The sequence below is a fragment of the Pontibacter pamirensis genome (assembly GCF_010015475.1).
Classification (GTDB): domain Bacteria; phylum Bacteroidota; class Bacteroidia; order Cytophagales; family Hymenobacteraceae; genus Pontibacter; species Pontibacter pamirensis.
In genome coordinates this window covers 208,721-226,858 of the sequence record NZ_SSNI01000003.1, presented here as the reverse complement: position 1 = coordinate 226,858, position 18,138 = coordinate 208,721, and the positions used below count along the sequence as shown (strand labels likewise).

The 18,138-nt window shown below is 44.4% G+C and carries 12 protein-coding genes; 9 read left to right on the top strand and 3 right to left on the bottom strand.

The window, feature by feature from the left end; genetic code table 11:
• Positions 1 to 393: 393 nt before the first annotated feature.
• The 3 genes from E1919_RS27885 to E1919_RS05035 all read left to right on the top strand — a co-directional run bounded on the left by E1919_RS27885 (position 394) and on the right by E1919_RS05035 (position 3,283).
• Complete coding sequence (locus E1919_RS27885) at positions 394 to 525, top strand: hypothetical protein (protein ID WP_262888695.1); 132 nt, start codon at positions 394 to 396, stop codon at positions 523 to 525.
• Positions 526 to 1,034: 509 nt separating this feature from the next.
• Positions 1,035 to 2,462, top strand: coding sequence for a S41 family peptidase (locus E1919_RS05040; RefSeq protein WP_162052261.1), 1,428 nt, complete (start codon positions 1,035 to 1,037; stop codon positions 2,460 to 2,462).
• Positions 2,463 to 2,944: 482 nt separating this feature from the next.
• Positions 2,945 to 3,283, top strand: coding sequence for a TFIIB-type zinc ribbon-containing protein (locus E1919_RS05035; protein WP_237144014.1), 339 nt, complete (start codon positions 2,945 to 2,947; stop codon positions 3,281 to 3,283).
• A 263-nt stretch (positions 3,284 to 3,546) separates the two neighbouring features.
• Here E1919_RS05035 and E1919_RS05030 read toward each other — a convergent pair whose 3' ends face one another.
• Together E1919_RS05030 and E1919_RS05025 are read right to left on the bottom strand one after the other, a co-directional pair.
• Entirely contained in the window at positions 3,547 to 4,071 is a 525-nt protein-coding gene (locus tag E1919_RS05030) for a hypothetical protein (RefSeq protein WP_162052260.1), read from the bottom strand.
• Positions 4,072 to 4,263: 192 nt separating this feature from the next.
• Positions 4,264 to 4,476: a hypothetical protein gene (locus E1919_RS05025; protein ID WP_162052259.1), complete on the bottom strand. Its 213-nt coding sequence runs from the start codon at positions 4,474 to 4,476 to the stop codon at positions 4,264 to 4,266.
• A gap of 978 nt (positions 4,477 to 5,454) precedes the next feature.
• Here E1919_RS05025 and E1919_RS05020 point away from each other — a divergent pair.
• A complete protein-coding gene (locus E1919_RS05020) occupies positions 5,455 to 7,146 on the top strand; it encodes a helicase associated domain-containing protein (RefSeq protein ID WP_162052258.1) in 1,692 nt (563 codons plus the stop codon).
• A 154-nt stretch (positions 7,147 to 7,300) separates the two neighbouring features.
• Here the strand turns inward: E1919_RS05020 and E1919_RS05015 are convergent, their stop codons facing one another.
• Positions 7,301 to 11,410: a hybrid sensor histidine kinase/response regulator transcription factor gene (locus E1919_RS05015; protein WP_202915853.1), complete on the bottom strand. Its 4,110-nt coding sequence runs from the start codon at positions 11,408 to 11,410 to the stop codon at positions 7,301 to 7,303.
• A 511-nt stretch (positions 11,411 to 11,921) separates the two neighbouring features.
• Between E1919_RS05015 and E1919_RS05010 the strand changes: the two genes are divergently transcribed.
• The 5 genes from E1919_RS05010 (at position 11,922) to E1919_RS04990 (ending at position 18,067) form a co-directional block, all read left to right on the top strand.
• Positions 11,922 to 12,776, top strand: coding sequence for an alpha/beta hydrolase (locus E1919_RS05010; RefSeq protein ID WP_162052257.1), 855 nt, complete (start codon positions 11,922 to 11,924; stop codon positions 12,774 to 12,776).
• Positions 12,777 to 13,299: 523 nt separating this feature from the next.
• Positions 13,300 to 14,442 carry an endo-1,4-beta-xylanase gene (locus E1919_RS05005; protein WP_162052256.1) on the top strand — a complete coding sequence of 381 codons (1,143 nt, stop codon included), beginning with the start codon at positions 13,300 to 13,302 and terminating at the stop codon, positions 14,440 to 14,442.
• Between the two features lie 7 nt (positions 14,443 to 14,449).
• Entirely contained in the window at positions 14,450 to 16,408 is a 1,959-nt protein-coding gene (locus E1919_RS05000) for a glycoside hydrolase family 97 protein (RefSeq protein ID WP_162052255.1), read from the top strand.
• A gap of 138 nt (positions 16,409 to 16,546) precedes the next feature.
• A complete protein-coding gene (locus E1919_RS04995; RefSeq protein WP_162052254.1) occupies positions 16,547 to 17,401 on the top strand; it encodes a sialate O-acetylesterase in 855 nt (284 codons plus the stop codon).
• Positions 17,402 to 17,545: 144 nt separating this feature from the next.
• Complete coding sequence (locus E1919_RS04990; RefSeq protein WP_162052253.1) at positions 17,546 to 18,067, top strand: VOC family protein; 522 nt, start codon at positions 17,546 to 17,548, stop codon at positions 18,065 to 18,067.
• Positions 18,068 to 18,138: the final 71 nt, after the last annotated feature.

Sequence of the window (18,138 nt, the reverse complement as noted above, 5' to 3'; positions counted from 1 at the left end):
TGCACCACATCGCGTATAATCAGCGGAAAAAGGGATAGTAGGGCAGAACTGAGGGGGAAGGTTATTGTGGTTAACTTTTGGTTTATAGGATGTACGCCATGTGAATTTGAACGGCCGGAGCTAAACGCCATTTACAAAAGCTACAAAAACAACCCTGATGTGGTTTCATCTTTTTTGCCAGAAACAGCAAGGAGCAGCTTGAGAAGTTCCTTGCCAGGAGGCCTTTCCTGTATCCCGTAGTACTTCTTGATGAGAAGCTGATAGGCAGGTTTGATATAAAAGAGTACCCTCAGAACCAGATAATCGGCAAGGACGGAAAATACTTCTTCAACAGCAAAGCCGCTGGCAAAGGGAGTTCAGGTAGCAGGCACATTGAACGTTGTCAGTGTAGTAATGGCGGGGGTACAGATTGTGGGCATTCAGAACACATCCTCCAAAGCGCTTGACGGAGGGCAGGTAGCAGCCATTCATAACTACACCAGCGGTACGATGCAGCAATACTCCTCAGTGGACGTTGGGGTATAGCCTTGGGAAGATATGGCATAGCCGCAGTTTCTTTATCAGTACTGATTTTCAGGTGCAGCATATAAACCTTTCCAGCGGCTTCACTAAGGAACTAAGCCTTTTAGGTAAGGGAAGAGCCACTGTTGGACTTCCCGATAACTTTGGCTTTACCAGCTTTTATCTCCTGAGCGGTCTCACCTTCAACAGCTATGTCTCCAACAGTTCTGACAGCATATCTCCTGATTTCATGTCTTTTTAGCCGGGAAGCTCAAGTTGGGGCAGGCAATGGAGCTGCTGGCCAGGGTTTACGATTGGAGTACAGACAAAATAACTTAGAAGCCCGTGGTGAGTAAAACTTTGGATATAAGAGAACAAAAAGTTGTTAAATTGGTCTTTCAACAAGGAGTATAGATGAAGCTCATACTTATATTGAAAGTTAAGAATGACTTCCGCCAACAAAGCTCAGACGTAGCCTTTGCTGGCGCTTCAGGGATCTTAAGCACGAGCATGTTATAATTTAAACTAAGAAAATGCGAGTAAATCCATGGCTCATAGTCATCTTGTTCCTTGCTTCAATGCATATTTCGTTAGCTCAGAACAATGTGGTCAGGTTTCCAGCGTCTGATGTGCAGGCTGATTTAGAATACCTGTACAAGACGCTGGAGGACACTCATTATAATTTGTACGCGTACGTCAGCAAGAGCAAGTATGATAAAGTATATAGAGCCATATATAGGTCAATAGACAAAGATTCTCTAAACTTATTGGAGACAACAAAGCTTTTTCAAAAGTTAACAGCTACAGGGAATGTAGGGCATAGTGAGGTAGACTTTCCTGTTCAGCCATATATCGCATTTGCTCAAAACGGTGGTAAGGTTTTTCCGTTGGAGCTGGCTTTTGAAGACGGTGTGGCTTATGTTCGAAAAAGCTACACTGGAAACCCCAGTGTCATTGCCGGAGACCAGGTGCTGAGTATAGAGGGAAAACCTATCAAAAGCATTCAGCAAGCGATACATCCTTACTTGTCGGCAGAACGGCCTTATTTCAAAAATGCAAAGCTCGAGTTCTGGTCTTTCCCCAGGCTGTACTGGTCCGTATTTGGAGCCAGGGAGACTTTTAAGGTAAAGATAAAAAGTGCAGAAGGGAGAACAGAAACTCACATCCTGGCAGCCATTCCGGTAATGGAATATGAAACAGAGCGGGGCGGGGAGATTCTGACTAATGAACGCTCGTTCAAGTATTTTGATGCTGTGGCTTACCTTAATCCTGGCCCCTTCAGCTCTTCTGAAGCAGGTGGGGAAGATAGGTTTAAGGCATTTGTTGACTCTGCCTTTACAGACATAAATGCAAAAGCCACTCAAACACTGGTCATAGACCTAAAAAATAACGCTGGTGGACACAATGCCTATAGTGACTTCCTGATATCTTACTTTGCTGATAGACCTTTCAGGTGGTATTCTGCCTTTCAGCTGAAGACAAGCAAAATTCTGAAAGAACAGACAAAGCTAAATGCGACTGAAGCAGAAATGGATAACTACACGAAAGCCATATTGAGCCATAAAGAAGGGGAAATATTTGCCTATGACCAGCCAATCCAGGACCCGGCACCTGAGGCCAAACGCTACAAAGGGAAGGTGTATGTTTTGGTAAACCGACAGACATATTCCATGGCAGCTGTCAGCGCTGCGCTGATCCAAGACTATGACTTCGCAAAGATTGTGGGGGAGGAAACCGGAGATGTGCCAACTCTGTATGCGTCTCAATTCTCTTTTTCATTGCCTAGAACAGGCATCATAGTGAAGGTCCCGAAAGGGTATATCGTCAGGCCCAACGGTGATGAAAAATTGTCTGGTGTAAAGCCAGATCATATGGTAAAAGACCATTTGCTAGACGATAAAGATGAGATACTAACGTATACCCTAGACACACTGTTGAACGCTACAGTGCCTAAACGTTAGCTGCGCCACCGTTCAGCAGGATAAGTTATTCAGTTCCAATGGCGGTGCTGTTGAACATAACGCTCTTTATACGGCCAAAAGATTAGCATCTCAGCCCTTATTCAGGAACAAATACGCAAACTTTTGCCTGGCTTTTCTTTTCCTTTCTTACGTATAGTATGTCATGAACCTCACCCTTTTCAACAGCCATTCCTTAGCCGGAAGATTAGAAATAATTTGGGCACATGGCTTTTTTCTGGCCCACCGCGGCAGAAGGGGGTATCACATTGAACTATATGACATGGGAGGTTTCTTTGCTGAGGTATGGTCTAACCCACAGACCGATTTTATAAGTCTGATACGCGGCCTGGATAGTAAAAGGGCTCTTGAGCCCTATGTAAGCTCTATCACTATATTAGAATAGAAACGACATGAAGCGTTTCCTAAGTAGGAATATAACATCCCATAGACCAAGTTACGTCAAGCAGTAATAAACATGTTCAATGGCTTACTACAACTCGGTGCTTTGCGGTATTTTGCTTATATTGAAGAATACACCAAAGCAACTACAAACCATGAAATGCCCTAACTGTAACGAAACGCTTTTGATGAGCGAGAAAAACGGAGTTGAAATTGATTACTGTCCCAATTGCCGTGGCATCTGGCTGGACCGTGGCGAACTTGAAAAGATCATGGAGCGCTCCGCCGACCATTACTCCAAAAAAGAAAATTACGAGGCTGACTATAAACGCTACGGCTATGGAGATAATAGCAACAACGCGCATAAAAAGCATCCGCACAAGAAAAAGGAATCGTTCCTGAGCGATTTCTTTGATTTTTAGTTTCAAAAAGAATGCTTAAAAGCGCCTGTGCAGATATGATGCACAGGCGCTTTAATTTTACCGGAAGCGCATTTATCCCCTAGTAAAGCAGAGAGTTTTATAAATTGAAAACAATGGATTACAATTAGCACAGAATCAGCTTGCTGTGCGCAGCTAGGGGAAAAATTGTTTAGAGAATGTGAGTACAGGCTTCTGAACTATCTCACAAGGGCACTAACAGAGTCCATCTCCTGTTTACTCGTTTGCTATAGTTTCAGCTAGTACTATTGCTCAACTAATAATCCAAGGGTCGGCAAAAGCATTACCACGGCAAAAGCTACACCCATTACCCAATTTAACCACTTCAGGTTTTTATTATTAACCCAGTAATATAGAATACACGAGAATGCAAAAGCCTGTAGAACTACTTCTACATAGGTAAAAACAGATAAATCCATTTTCGTGTATATTATCGCTTCGATTGATCCTGGGGCAGGCCCGAAAGTAGACAAAACTCCAAGAGCTATTAGTAGCCACCATAATTTCAGCCAGCCTAACTTACTTCCAAATATTGAGTGCCTGATAAGATAAAAAGCTAAAGCAAAGATAACTCCCCTTATTGGTTGCAACAACGGCCCTGCCATTACAATCGGATCCGTTATGGGTTTGAAGATGCTGTTTTCGGTCCCCATAGTTTGTCCGTAATCCAGTAAAGTCATAGCAGCAACACCGGCAATGAAGTAGGTAACTGTATGAACAATAGATGTCTTTATAATGAAGGGAAAAAGATCTGTTTTTAGGTCATTCATTCGTTCTGTCTGACAAGTATCTAATTTAAAGATTTTCCAGGAACACTCTAGAAGTACATAACTAGTTTATAAATGGTGGTTGTTGCTGCTATCCTCATGCATCAGGGGCAAAACGGAACCGGACTGCCGAATATAGGATGTATTCCGGTCAATATAAAGCAGGTCTGCAGGCGATTCCTTCTCCCTGAACAACTAAATTACTCCGTTTCCTGTTACCTCACCAAACCATGCCTGATACTTCTGGATGCGCTCTCTTACCAGTTCCGGATGCTGATCCACCAGGTCATGCTCCTGAAAAGGATCCTCAAGAAGGTTATAGAAGGAGGTGTCTTCCGGCATTAGCGTAAGCAGGTATTGGTGTGTTCTTACTGCACCTGGTGTGGCATCGAGTTCGCGTCTGTTCATAGTAGTCAAATTTAAATCTTTATTTAAATCTGCCTAAGAAAAAGCCTCCAGTTATAGGTAGCAAGTCCAAAGGGATTAAACTGATGGGAGGCAGATGCCATGCTTAAATGCTAATCCGCATTTAAGCTCAACAACTCTGGGAGGAAGCGTAATCCAGACTAAGTTATCTCTTCCCATTTGTTAAGTTTCACCTCCAGTACAGCTGCTCCTTTCCTAAAAATTTTCTACAGGATAATTCATTCCCCTAGCACCAATATGATAAGTCAGTTTTTCTTCTCATTCACTTATTTTCAGCTAATGGAAACTGCCTTATCGTTGTAATTAAGCCAATGTGTTACATAATCATAAATATTTGTTACATGAGTTGTTGCTTATGTAACATGGCTTGGTACACGTGTTACACACATACAATCACCTTATCCTTTAGAAAAATATATTTGTTAAAGTGTGAGTGTTCGGTTGCTTTAGTGAGTGAGTTTTGTTCCTGGCCGCGATGAATTTGTAAAAAAGAATCAATAGAAGTTGCTGCATTAAGAAAGTCCATTACCTGATAAGTAAGGAAATGAAAACCAGTCATATGAATTACAGCTTCCATTCCTTCAGCGGTTGGATTGAGTCTCCCCAAAAAGTCATTGAAAGCCTTTCTGCTTTTGTTGATGGCGCTCGAGATACTATTTGGGTTGGCACAGCAGACTAACATAAAGTACACGCTAGCGCTTGAGATAAATTCCCTTTGGCCCCACACCTATCATAAAACTGAGTTTCCGCTAAAGCGGCATGCATAGCAGGATAAATAGGCAACCGGAGACTTTGCCTTACCTCTTCTAGTGTTCATTGAGGCTTTATAAAAGTCAACGCAGCAGTCACTACTCTGAAGGTGAAACGCATGCATATTTGAATTCAGGTACTGTAGGTATTTATTTCAGACGGTTATTAAAGTGAAATCAGCAGTAATATAATTTAGCTTAAAAGGTGGTCATGACATATCAGGGAGAAAGCTTATTCAATAAAGAGTACTTAGACGAGTGGTACTCTAATTATTGGAAGTTGAAGCCTTATGTTAGCAAGAATGAATTCACTACTGTTGATATTGATAAAGAGCTGGCGCAGTGGGTAAGCATCCAGCGGCGTATCAGGCATTTGCTTCCTGGTGAGTTAAAGGAGAAACTGGAGGAGTTGAGATTTGTGATAGAGGAAACAACATGCTCCTGGAATGCCATGTACAGGCAGCTGTCCCTTTTCGTGCAGGAGACCGGTCATACCTCCATTCCCGATGATGAAAAGCATGAGCAGCTTAAAGACTGGCTGATGCGGCAAATCATAAATAAAAAGCTCCTGTCAGAAAGCCAGCTACAACAGTTAGACAAGCTGGAGGTGGACTGGGACATAGCCATCAGCAGGGATCACCGCTGGAATCAGATGTACTGGAGGTTAAATGATTTTTACACAACCTTTGGCCATTGCCGCGTGCCCAGGCGGTGGCCAACAGACAAGCAGCTTGCCCTCTGGGTGATTATGCAGCGAAAGATGCACATGAAGTGTAAGTTGAGTGAGGACCGGGAGCGGAGGCTAAACGAACTGAAGTTTATCTGGAGCATTCGGGATGTATATGACGCCCAGTGGGAGAAGTTTTACCAACAACTGGTCGCTTACAGTAGGAGGTACGGCCATTGCCGGGTGCCGTACAAGCATACAAAGCTGGTCAGCTGGATAGAACGACAAAGGCTTTCCAGGCAAAAGCATCAGCTGCCACAGGATAGGTACAAGCGGTTGGAAGAGATCGGGTTTACCTGGAACTGTGACGACATGAAAAGGAGAAGCTGGGAGGAAAGGTATGAACAACTGGAGGAATACAAGAAAGCCAATGGCCACTGCTTTGTGCCCACTAATTACAGAGAGAACAAGAGCCTTGGTATTTGGGTAGCTACCCAAAGGAGACTTGAGGCGAAAGGAAAGTTACAGGAAGCAAAGAAGAAGCGGCTGGACCAGCTGGGCTTTGTGTGGGGGAAGAGGGTGAAGCACAAGCTACAGTCAGTTTACGATAAGCAGTGGAACGACAACTTTAAAAAGCTAAAGGCTTACAGGCAGGAGCATGGCAGTTGCCAAGTATCACTGAAGTTAGACCCTGTGCTTCAGCAATGGACTAGCTGGCAGCGCAAGCTCTTCTACCAGGGCAAGCTCTCGCTGGCGCGCATCAATCGTCTTAATGAGATTCACTTTCCGTGGAGCTTGCAGGAGGAGTACTGGATGAAGATGTACGAGGCGTTGGCTGAATTCAAGGTTAGGTTTGGCCACACCCGCGTCCCTTTTCGTTGGGAGCCAAATCCACAGCTGTCAGCGTGGGTGTACAGGATGAGGCTGAGCAAGCTGGACTTGAGTACACAGAAGATAGAGTTGTTAGAACAAATTGGTTTCATATGGACTCTTAGCCGAAGAAGCATCCTTCCATGGAAAACGATGTATAATCGCTTAGTTGAATTTCAACAGGGTCATGGGCATACGCGTGTGCCAGTAAAATGGCAAGAAGACCCAAAGCTGGGCAAGTGGGTGAGTCGGATGCGGCAGGAGAGGGGAAAGCTGGATCCAGAACGGGTGCTTCTCCTGGAGGCAATAGGCTTCGATTGGGGACACCGATTTAACTACAAAAAGAATACCCGTACCAACAGTTGATTTTTCATCTAATGTATATGCACGCTGATGTCTTCTTTGTTAGTAAATAGGACTAGTATAATCAGCTAAGGATTATAGGACTTTGACACATGATACAAAGATGCAATGCATAAAGCGTTCTTACTGGTTCCTCTTTCAACGCAGGTTAGTTACTTTAAATACTGTTAGCTGTTTCGCTCTGGTGCAGGTGCGTTTCCATATAAGTGGTTGGAGGTACACCATAAAGTGCCTTAAAGGCTGTTGAAAAAGATGCGAGGCTTGTAAACCCTACCGCAAAGGCTACTTCAGAAACATTTATATGCTTGCTCGAGAGTAAACCTGCTGCTTGCTGCAGGCGGATATTCCGAATAAAATTCCGTGTCGTCTGGTTGGTTAACTCCTTCATCTTCCGGTGTAAGTGTACACGGCTAATACCAGCCTCACTGGCAAGCATTTCAACACTTAAGGCAGGATTGTCTATGTTCTGGTTAATGATATCCAGGATTTTGGCTAACAGCTTTTCATCTGCAGACTTTACTGCAACCTTCTGAACTTTATCACTGTGGTATTGATTGCCGCTAAAATTGTTTTTAAGCATTTCCCGGTTCCTGATGATGTTCTGAACCGTCTTTCTTAAAATTTCAATGTTGAATGGTTTCACTATATAAGCATCAGCTCCAATACCCAATCCTTCCAGGTAATCTTCTTCTTCAGATTTAGCTGTCAGTAGTACAATTGGAATGTGGTTTACGTTTACATTCTGTTTTATTTTTCTGCAGAGGGTAATGCCGTCCATTTCAGGCATCATCACATCACTTATAATCAAATCAGGTGTTTTGCTTAACAAAAGAGAAAGTGCTTCTTTCCCATTGGCGCTCTCCATCATGTGGTACTCAGCAGCAAGTTCCTGGCAGATATACTTCCTGATTTCTTCATCATCGTCTACAACGAGCACGTAGCTTTTGGTTTTAGATTTTACTTTCACTTCTTCTGCATCAGCTGCTGGTGTTTGTAAGGCATGAATGGCAGGCGCTGATTTTTGCAAAAGAGGTGTTTTTTCCAACAGGTCTTCTGTCTTTAGGTGATCCTTTCCTAAGGGCAAGCGCATAACAAAGCGGCACCCCTGGCCTTCCTTGTTGTCTTCTACCCAGATGTTGCCATGGTGAAGTTCTACAATGGAGCGGGTTAGGTTCAGGCCAATGCCTGTGCCACCCACGAAATGATTGTGAGGTGCCTGGACCTGGTAAAAACACTCAAAAACTTTTTCCCGCTCACTTTCCTCGATGCCAATGCCGTTGTCTGAAATAACTATCTCTACATACCGGCGCAGCTCATTCTGCGTGTTTTCGTCTTCTCCGGATTCGAGGTAGATGTCGATTTTTCCATTCCTAGGCGTGAACTTAAACGCATTGGACAGCACATTCAGAATGGCCTTGTCGAAATGATTAGGATCCACCCACACCGGTAGCTGTTGTATGTTGTGGTGAAAGAGGAACTGGATATCTTTGGCCTGTGCCTGTTCGTCGAATATGGCGCAAAGCTCATTGATGAATCCTACCATTTCTGTTTCCTGGAATTTCAACTGCATTTGTCCCTTATCGATCTTTCGGATATCCATGAGCTGGTTAATGAGAAGCAGGATGCGTTCAGAATTACGCTGCATGGTGGCATAGGACTTCTGGCGCTCCCTGTCTTTGTCTGTTGCTAGCAGCTTTTTCAAGGGGCTGATGATCAGGGTCATGGGTGTGCGAATCTCGTGAGAGATGTTAATGAAGAACTGCAGTTTGGCGTCGATAATCTGCCTTGCATGCAGGTGCTCCCGCATCTTCTGACGGGTGCGCTGCCGATGGCGTATCTGCATCGCCACCAATATGAAAACGGCTGCCAGTACAAGTCCATAAATGGCTTTAGCCAAGGGAGAAAAATACCAAACCGGGGAAACAATAACTGAAATCTCCTTTATGGAAGAATAATGGCTGTAATCTTTTGCCCTAAACCTGAAGCGATACGTTCCAGGTGGCAGATCGGTGAAGTTTACGTTGTTTGTTCCAGGGCGCAGGCTAATCCAATCTCCATCCTGCAGGGAATACTCGTAAGTTATCCGATCTGGATTTGCAAAATCCATGGCTGATAATTCAATGCTGAAGGAGTTGTCTTTGTTTGAGAGGTGGAATCTGTCAGCATCCATTACAGCAGCATCGACAATATCATACTTGCCAGATTTCATTCCTTTCTTCACAGCCTGATTGTGCAGGTAAAAGCCTGTGATGCGGACTTCCAACTTTTTGCCGGAAGCGGAAATCACCTCTGGAATTTCTGTTGGATTGAAGTAGGTGATACCATTGATTCCCCCAAAGAATATTTGCTCTTTTTCGTTTACAAATGCTGCTCCCTTACTAAACTCATTTCCTTGCAAGCCGTCGTTTGCATAGTAATTGATAAAGCTGCTTCGTTGGGGGTTCAGCTTGGAGATACCATAATTCGTGCTGATCCAGATATTACCGGCATCGTCTCCTTTTATAGCAGATATCACATTGCTGGGCAACCCATCATCCGTAGTATAGGACTTTATTTCATTCGTTTTGATGTCCAGATACATCAGGCCCTGTGAGGTGCCAATCCAGATGTTCCCTTTCGGATCTTCGTATAAGGAGTAAACAATATACCCATGCAGCAAGCGATTGATGCCATGCGTGGAAACGAAACTTTTGGTTTTTAAGTCGAGGCAACCAATACCATCATAGGTGCCGATGTAAAGCTTATCCTTACTTGTCAGCAGCAGGCAATTAATCCAGCGATTATGGAGGGTGTTTTCAGTGCCTGTGTTTTCGGAACCCGAAACGGCATCGTAGTGTGTGATTTCCTGCGACTGCAAGTTCATGGAGAACAAGCCGGCACCCATACTGGCAATCCAGAGGGTTTTACGCCTGTCTTCCTTAATGCTGTAGACCCGCTTCACCTGGTTGGAGTTCTCATCCCTTATTTCAGATATGTATTCACACTTCCCTGTTTCCCGGTTAAATTTCGCCAAACCGTGATGGTACGAACCCAACCAAAGGGTATGGTTCGAGTCTTCGTAAATGCTCATGATAGAAGAGGACACAGAGGCGGGGTCAGATGTGCGGCTGAAATGAGCTTTTTGCTTCCCATCCGGGCCAATGCCATAGAGGCCATCACTATCTGTGCCAATCCATAGTGTGCCCTCATGGTCTTCGAAAACAGAAAGAATGGCATTGGAGCCGATTGTGTTGTTATGGATAGACTTATAACCGACGTACTTAAAATTACTGGCACTGGCAGGTAGCAGCATCACTCCTTTCTGATAAATGCCTAACCAAAGATTGCCCGCCTGGTCCTCCAGAATAGAGTGTATTTTTGACTTTTTAAAATCGAAGGTCGCTACATTGAAGTTTCCGTCCGTTATACTCTTTTTTTCCAGGTCATAGATTTTTACTCCTTCGCCATCAGTTCCAAGGTATAGCTTGTTTTCCTGCTTGCTCTGATGCATGGAACGGATAGATAAATTTGGAGAGGATGAATAAGGAATCTGGTTGAAGACGTCGGACGCTTTACTGGAGACAAAAAGCCCATTGCTTATAGTACTTACATACACATTGCCCTCCTTATCCTGGCATATACCAGTGATGGAGCTTCTAGGCATTTCAGATTCGCTAAAGTGCTTGATGTGGCCATTCTTTCCGATACGGAATAACCCTTTATCCTGTGTAGCTACCCACAGATTCTGATTTGTGTCCTCATAAAGGTAATCGATGATGCCGGCTGGGAGCTGAAATTTAACTTTCTGTACTTTGGGTTCCGTGCCCTCAAACTTCAGGGAAAATACCCCATAGCCAGAAGTTCCGATTAATACCTCACCATTTTGCCGTTCAGTTATGCTGAGCACATGTGCATCATATTCGCCGTTTTCTTCCCTTAACACAGGAATATGTTTAAACGAGTCTGTCGCATGATCGTACAGCTGCAGACCATTATAATACCCTACCAGCAGATGACCTTTGCTATCCTCGAACAGGAGATTGACATAGTTATTCAGAATAGAATGAGGGTCCTGCCGATCATGCTTGTAAATGGTAAACTTAGACCCATCGTATCGGTTTAACCCATCTTCAGTGGCAATCCATATTATTCCCTTACTATCCTGGTAAACCTGATGTATCAGACTATTGGAGAGCTCCTGGTCAACGGAAAACATTTTTCCGGACTGTGCATACCCACCACTGAACATCCAAAAGAGTAGAAAAAGAAGCTTGTATTTGTTTTGCACAGCATTAAATTCATGAATGTATAGAAGCAGCTGTTAACCACACCTTGCAATGACACATCTTATAAAAAACAATACTTTAATTAGCAAGGTTCGTCAGCTTCCACATGTACTAAAGCCTTTCCCTCTAATAGGGTATGAGTTTAAACAATTTTGAAGAAAACATGTAACTTATTTGCAAACTTCTTATATAAGTTAAGAGTTCAGCTTAATCATAGCTATAGTACGCTATATAAATACATAATGGAGTAAGTGATCCATCCTGAAGGTTATACCAAACGACAGCAACTACCTTAATGCTAGTTTCCTGCTTAGCCTATTGCTTTAAATCCCATTGGCAGAGGAAGTCTAGCCATCCTGTTTTGATAGAACAACTACAGGCTTCCAGCATCTGCTCTTGCATAAGCAAAACAGGTGCAGCCGCAAGGACTTGTTAATCATGGACAATTAATCTTCGTTTTTCGTTCGCATGCTCGCAACGGGATTTTGTTAACTATAAAATCGTATTAAAATAATGAAACTTGTACTTACAGTTCTTAGTGTATTGCTGTGTGTTTCTCTTTCCTGGGCACAGCACTTAGATAACAGAGCCCCAGTAGGATTTGATCAGTTACAGACAAGTATTCCGCACGGGCAAATTGATACGGTGGAGTATCATTCAAAAACAGTTGGCACAAAGCGAAAGGCATTGGTATACACGCCTCCGGGATTCACAGAAAAACAGAAATACCCGGTCTTATACCTTTTACATGGGATTGGCGGTGATGAGTTTGAGTGGTTAAGGAACGGGCAGCCTCAAGTTATCCTGGACAATCTTTATGCACAAGGTAAATTGGAGCCCATGGTTGTGGTACTCCCGAATGGCCGGGCCATGAAGGATGATCGGGCGGTAGGGAATGTTTTCGATAGCGTCCGGGTACAGGCATTTGCTACCTTTGAGAGAGACTTGCTTAATGACCTCATTCCTTTCATCGAACATAAATACCCCGTTTATAAGGATCGGAAGCGCAGAGCTATAGCAGGCTTATCCATGGGAGGTGGGCAGTCCCTCAATTTTGGCTTAGGAAACCTGGACAAATTTGCCTGGGTCGGAGGGTTCTCTTCTGCACCTAACACGAAAGCACCGGATAAATTAGTACCTGATCCGAAGAAGGCAAAAGAAAAATTAAAGTTGCTTTGGATCTCTTGTGGAGAGGATGATAACCTCATGAGCTTCAGTAAGCGCACCCATGATTATCTGGACAAGCATCATGTTCCTCATATTTTTTATGTAGAACCAGGAGGACATGACTTTGAAGTCTGGAAAAACGACCTGTACATGTTCTCTCAGCTGTTGTTTAAGACAGGAAATGTATACAGGACTTTCTAAATCACCAGAAGGACATCAAAAGGGTAGCTAAGTTTAAACACAGCCTTTACGTCATCTGACCAACACTTAGCCAATGATAAAGTGCTACAAGACGATATAAGTAGAGCTGCGATTCGAAGGTAAACCCTGCTCAATACTACTTGTTCTGCTTGTGCCAAACTCATTATTTTGTATAGCAGGCAGCAACTGTTGCTGTTGTTTTAAGAGCGGACTCTTTCAGGCAGGCTTTCTCAGCTGGGAAAGCCTGATTTGACTACATCCAGCTAAAATGTTACATGAGAGCAAACATTTGTTACAATCCATTCTATCAATGTAACATGATGTAAAACGCCTGTACCACAAGCAGGTACATTTTCTTTCACTAATTATATAAATTTGTTAACCTGGATTTATACTAATATTTGTTCAAGGTTGGGTGTTGTTATGTTAGTTTGATGAAGTATTTCATACAAACTGGGATAAACCAGGACAAACTAGTGCAGCAATGCTTCTGCACGCTCCCAAATGCTGTAAAATATACCATATGAAAAGACAAGATATTTTAATCGGTTCAATTATAACAATGCTTTGTACTGTTATTTTCAGTGGTGCTTTTGTGGTAAAAGAAGAGGTTGCCAGTGAGTTGAAACTAAAAGATGCTTTGAAAGACAAGTTCTACATAGGTACAGCACTTAACACCCAGCAGATTTTAGGTAAGGACGCTGCAACTGTCGGCGTAGTGAAAGAAAATTTCAACGCCATTGTCGCTGAGAACTGTATGAAAAGCGGAATGATTCAGCCCAGAGAAGGTGAGTTTCGCTTCGATTTGGCAGACCAATTTGTGGCATTTGGGGAGAAAAATGACATGCTCATCAATGGGCATACGCTGATCTGGCACTCCCAGGCCCCGCGGTGGTTTTTTAAGGATAGCCAGGGGAATGATGTCTCGCGTGATGTGTTAATCAGTCGCATGAGAAACCACATTCACACCCTCGTTGGCCGCTATAAAGGGCGGGTGCATACCTGGGATGTCGTGAATGAAGCGATTATGGACGATGGCTCATGGAGGAAGAGTAAGTTTTACGAAATCATTGGTGAAGACTTCGTACAGTTGGCTTTTCAGTTTGCCCATGAAGCCGACCCTGAAGCTAAGTTATATTACAATGATTATTCCATGTCTAACGCAGGAAAGCGGGCAGGAGTGGTGGCTATGGTCAAGGATCTGCAGCAGCGGGGAGTGCAGATAGATGGTATAGGCATGCAGGGGCATATTGGCTTGTCCCATCCCACCATCGAAGAGTTTGAGAAAAGCATTCTTGCTTTCTCAGGTTTGGGTGTGGAAGTAGTGATTACCGAGCTGGATCTGACAGTGCTTCCTTCTCCAGGGCAAAATGTTGGGGCCGATGTTTCGGCCAGTTTTGAATACCAGCAAAAAATGAACCCCTATGCCAACGGGTTGCCTGACTCTGTGGGCGAGGCATTTCATAAGCGTTACCTGGACTTCTTTAAGCTCTTTATAAAGCATCAGGATAAGATTACCAGGGTGACACTTTGGGGAGTAAATGACGGAGACTCCTGGCGCAACGGATGGCCAATACGTGGTAGGACAGATTATCCCTTACTTTTTGACAGAGCCAACAAACCGAAACCTGTCGTAAGCGATATCATTCAGCTTGCACAACAATAACGTTCATATGGGTTTGAAAGAAATAGGTAAAATACTTCAGGTTTTCGTTTGTATTTGTACGGTAGCGCCTTGCCTGGCACAGGCACAAAGCGGCACAGTCAAAAGCCCTGATGGACAACTCCAGGTAGAGGTATTGCTGCAAAGCGGGCAGCCATTTTATCGTGTAATGTATGGAGGGGAGGCAGTTATGGAGGATTCTCCTTTAGGGCTGGTCACCAACCTCGTTGATTACTCCAAAGAATTGACCTGGGTAGGCACAGAGCAGGAAACTATTGAGGAAACTTATAAGCTGGATAAGGTAAAGCAATCCGAAATTCATTACCGGGCTAATAAACTGGTTTGCTCTTTAAAAAACAAAGACGGCAAACCGCTAAAGGTTGAGTTTAGGGTCAGCAATAATGATATAGCCTTTCGGTATGATATCCCGGTATCCGGAGAGCCGCTGGCTCTTGTTGTGGAAAGGGAGGCTACAGGGTTCAATTTACCCCAGGGTGCAAAAGGGTTTCTCTCACCGCAGTCGAAGAGTATGGTTGGTTTTGCACGGACAAAGCCAAGCTATGAAGAGGGATACCAGGTAGACCAGGACATTGCTGCCCAATCATCAAACGGGAAGGGCTATACATTCCCATGTCTCTTTCAGATTGGCGAAAAATGGACGCTGATTTCTGAAACCGGGGTGCGGGGACTTTACTGTGCGTCTCATTTAAGTGATCCCACGCCTGATGGAACTTATACCATTGCTTTTCCTGACGAGACGGAGAACAATGGATTCGGAAGCACTGGCGCGGCCATCGGCTTGCCAGCCACAACTCCCTGGCGAACCATTACAGTTGGCCAGGGTCTGAAGCCAATTGTAGAAACAACCATTCCGTTTGATGTGGTAGAACCACTGTACGAGCCTTCTATCGAGTATGAGTACGGCAAAGGAACATGGAGCTGGATTATGTGGCAAGACCAGAGCATGAAGTATGAGGACCAGGTGAAGTATATCGATCTGGCGGCACAGTTGGGATACGAGTTTATTTTGATAGATGCGTTGTGGGACCAGCGCATTGGCTATCAGCGCATGGAAGAGCTGATCGATTATGCCCGATCCAAAAATGTTGGGGTTTTCCTCTGGTACAACTCCAACGGGGTAGTTAATGATGCTCCCCAAACTCCCATCAACAAAATGAATACGGCCATCGCCCGGAAAAAAGAAATGCAGTGGATGAAGAAAAATGGTGTAAAGGGCATCAAGGTTGATTTCTTCGGAGGCGATAAGCAAGAGACCATGCGGTTATATGAGGATATCTTATCGGATGCCAATGATTATGGATTGATGGCGGTTTTTCATGGGGCAACGCTGCCGCGCGGATGGGAGCGCATGTTTCCGAATTATGCGGGAAGTGAGGCTGTTCTGGCATCTGAGAACCTGATGTTCAGCCAGCGTGCCAATGATAGGGAAGCTTTTCATGCCGCCCTGCATCCTTTCATAAGAAATGCTGTGGGCAGCATGGAATTTGGCGGTGTGGTTTTAAACGAGCGGTACAACCGGACCAATGACGGAGGAAATTACAGGAAAACAACTGACGTATTCCAATTGGCCACTGCCATCCTTTTTCAGAACCCGGTACAGTTTTTTGCCCTGACACCCAATAACCTGAACGACGCACCGGATTTCGCAATTGATTTTATGAAGCAGGTACCAACTACATGGGATGAGACAAAGTTCATCGACGGGTATCCCGGTAAGTATTGTGTTCTGGCCAGGCAGCACGGTGATAAATGGTATGTTGCAGGGGTAAATGCACTTTCAGAACCTGTAAAGTTGAAAATAAGTGTGCCGATGCTTTCCGGGAAAGAGATAAAGCTCTATGGAGACCAAAAAGACGGAACCAGCTATATGAAACGGGTGAAGGTGAATAAGAAAGGTGAGCTTGAAATTACTATTCAGCCGCAGGGTGGAGTGGTTTTAGAACAATAGCCATTCCTGGAGAAGTTAACTACTTGAAATTAATGCCAGCGATACAGCAACCATCATAAGGGGGGCAGCAATCTGATGATGGTATTTACTAAAGATGCTTGTAGCGTGTCGCTATTTGAAATTTAAAACTATGAGAACATGAAATTTAAAATCAGCCTTTCTCTGCTTACCGTGTTGTTTTTAGTCCACACAGCCGCTTTTTCGCAGGATAAGAACTTCTACGTGTTCCTGTGCTTCGGGCAATCTAACATGGAGGGCCATGCCAAATTTGAGCCGCAGGACACAACAGGGGTGGATAAGCGGTTTAGGGTTCTGGAAGCAGTAGATTGCCCCGACCTGGGAAGAGAGAAGGAGGAGTGGTATACCGCTCTTCCTCCTTTAGCCAGGTGCAATACTGGCCTGACGCCCGCCGACTATTTTGGCAGAACCTTAATCGCGAACCTGCCCGACAGCATTAAAGTTGGAGTTATCAATGTTTCTGTCGGAGGCTGCAAAATCGAGCTCTTCGAGAAAGACGGTTACAAGTCCTATGTTGCTACGGCTCCCGATTGGATGACGGCTGCCCTGGAGCCCTATGATAAAAACCCTTACGGACGCCTGGTGGAGATGGCAAAGCTGGCTCAGAAAGACGGGGTGATAAAGGGAATCCTGCTGCATCAGGGAGAGTCAAATACAGGTGACACGGAGTGGCCCGTAAAGGTTAAAGGGGTGTATGATAACCTGGTGAAGGACCTGGGACTCAACGCTGCTGCAGTTCCTTTGTTAGCCGGGGAACTTGTAAGCAAGGAGCAGGGAGGCGCCTGCGCCAGTATGAATGCCATCATCGCGAAGCTGCCCGAAACGATTCCTAACGCACACATCATTTCTTCAGAAGGCTGTCCTGCCGTGTCTGATCACCTGCACTTCAGTGCGGAGGGCTACAGGATGCTGGGGAGACGCTACGGTGAGAAGATGCTGTCACTGATGGGGTATGGCAATGTTCAGCCTAAGTAAATAGTTTATCTGAGATTTTATCAATAAGCTAATGCAAATAAAAAGAAACATTTACTTAACTGCCATGGCGGTATTTGCACTGGTCGGTGTGGCTCTCACATCAGGGTGCTCTTCGTTAACACATCACCAAAACATTAAAAAGATATGAAAAGATTTATAACCAAAAGTTTTTTCCTGATTGCTGCCCTGTTGCTGGCATATGCTTCTCATGCGCAATCCAACTTCAGCAGTAAGTTAATTGGCTTAGGTGTGGTAGTGTCCGACCTGGACCGCTCATTAGACTTCTATGTAGATGGAATTGGTATGGTGAAGACCAACAGCTTTACGATCAATGAAGAATTTTCAAAACGTTCGGGTCTTTCAAACGGCGTTCCGGCTTCTGTAACAGTCCTGAAACTAGAGAACAGTCCGGATGCCAACGAATGGAAACTCATGAGCTTTGGAAAAAAAGCAACGCATCCCAAGCAAACCTTTATCCAGGATGACACAGGAGTGCAGTACATTACCATCAATGTAAAAGCACTAAAGCCCATAATCGAAAGGCTGAAGGAAAAGAACGTGCCTTTCCTGGGAAGTTCGCCTACCCCTCTGAACCAGAATACACATTTTGTGCTGGTGCAGGATCCTGACGGGACTTTTGTTGAACTGATAGGACCTATGGAATAAGCAGCCTTTCGGAAGCATTATACCCCTTCAGCATGAAAACAAGAGGAGAGCAATACTTCACGGTAGTTTTA

Bases quoted from the DNA above. Each gene is read 5' to 3' on its own strand.
- E1919_RS27885 (WP_262888695.1), top strand. From the start codon at position 394: ATGGCGGGGGTACAGATTGTGGGCATTCAGAACACATCCTCCAAAGCG.
- E1919_RS05040 (WP_162052261.1), top strand. From the start codon at position 1,035: ATGCGAGTAAATCCATGGCTCATAGTCATCTTGTTCCTTGCTTCAATG.
- E1919_RS05035 (WP_237144014.1), top strand. From the start codon at position 2,945: ATGGCTTACTACAACTCGGTGCTTTGCGGTATTTTGCTTATATTGAAG.
- E1919_RS05030 (WP_162052260.1), bottom strand. From the start codon at position 4,071: ATGAATGACCTAAAAACAGATCTTTTTCCCTTCATTATAAAGACATCT.
- E1919_RS05025 (WP_162052259.1), bottom strand. From the start codon at position 4,476: ATGAACAGACGCGAACTCGATGCCACACCAGGTGCAGTAAGAACACAC.
- E1919_RS05020 (WP_162052258.1), top strand. From the start codon at position 5,455: ATGACATATCAGGGAGAAAGCTTATTCAATAAAGAGTACTTAGACGAG.
- E1919_RS05010 (WP_162052257.1), top strand. From the start codon at position 11,922: ATGAAACTTGTACTTACAGTTCTTAGTGTATTGCTGTGTGTTTCTCTT.
- E1919_RS05005 (WP_162052256.1), top strand. From the start codon at position 13,300: ATGAAAAGACAAGATATTTTAATCGGTTCAATTATAACAATGCTTTGT.
- E1919_RS05000 (WP_162052255.1), top strand. From the start codon at position 14,450: ATGGGTTTGAAAGAAATAGGTAAAATACTTCAGGTTTTCGTTTGTATT.
- E1919_RS04995 (WP_162052254.1), top strand. From the start codon at position 16,547: ATGAAATTTAAAATCAGCCTTTCTCTGCTTACCGTGTTGTTTTTAGTC.
- E1919_RS04990 (WP_162052253.1), top strand. From the start codon at position 17,546: ATGAAAAGATTTATAACCAAAAGTTTTTTCCTGATTGCTGCCCTGTTG.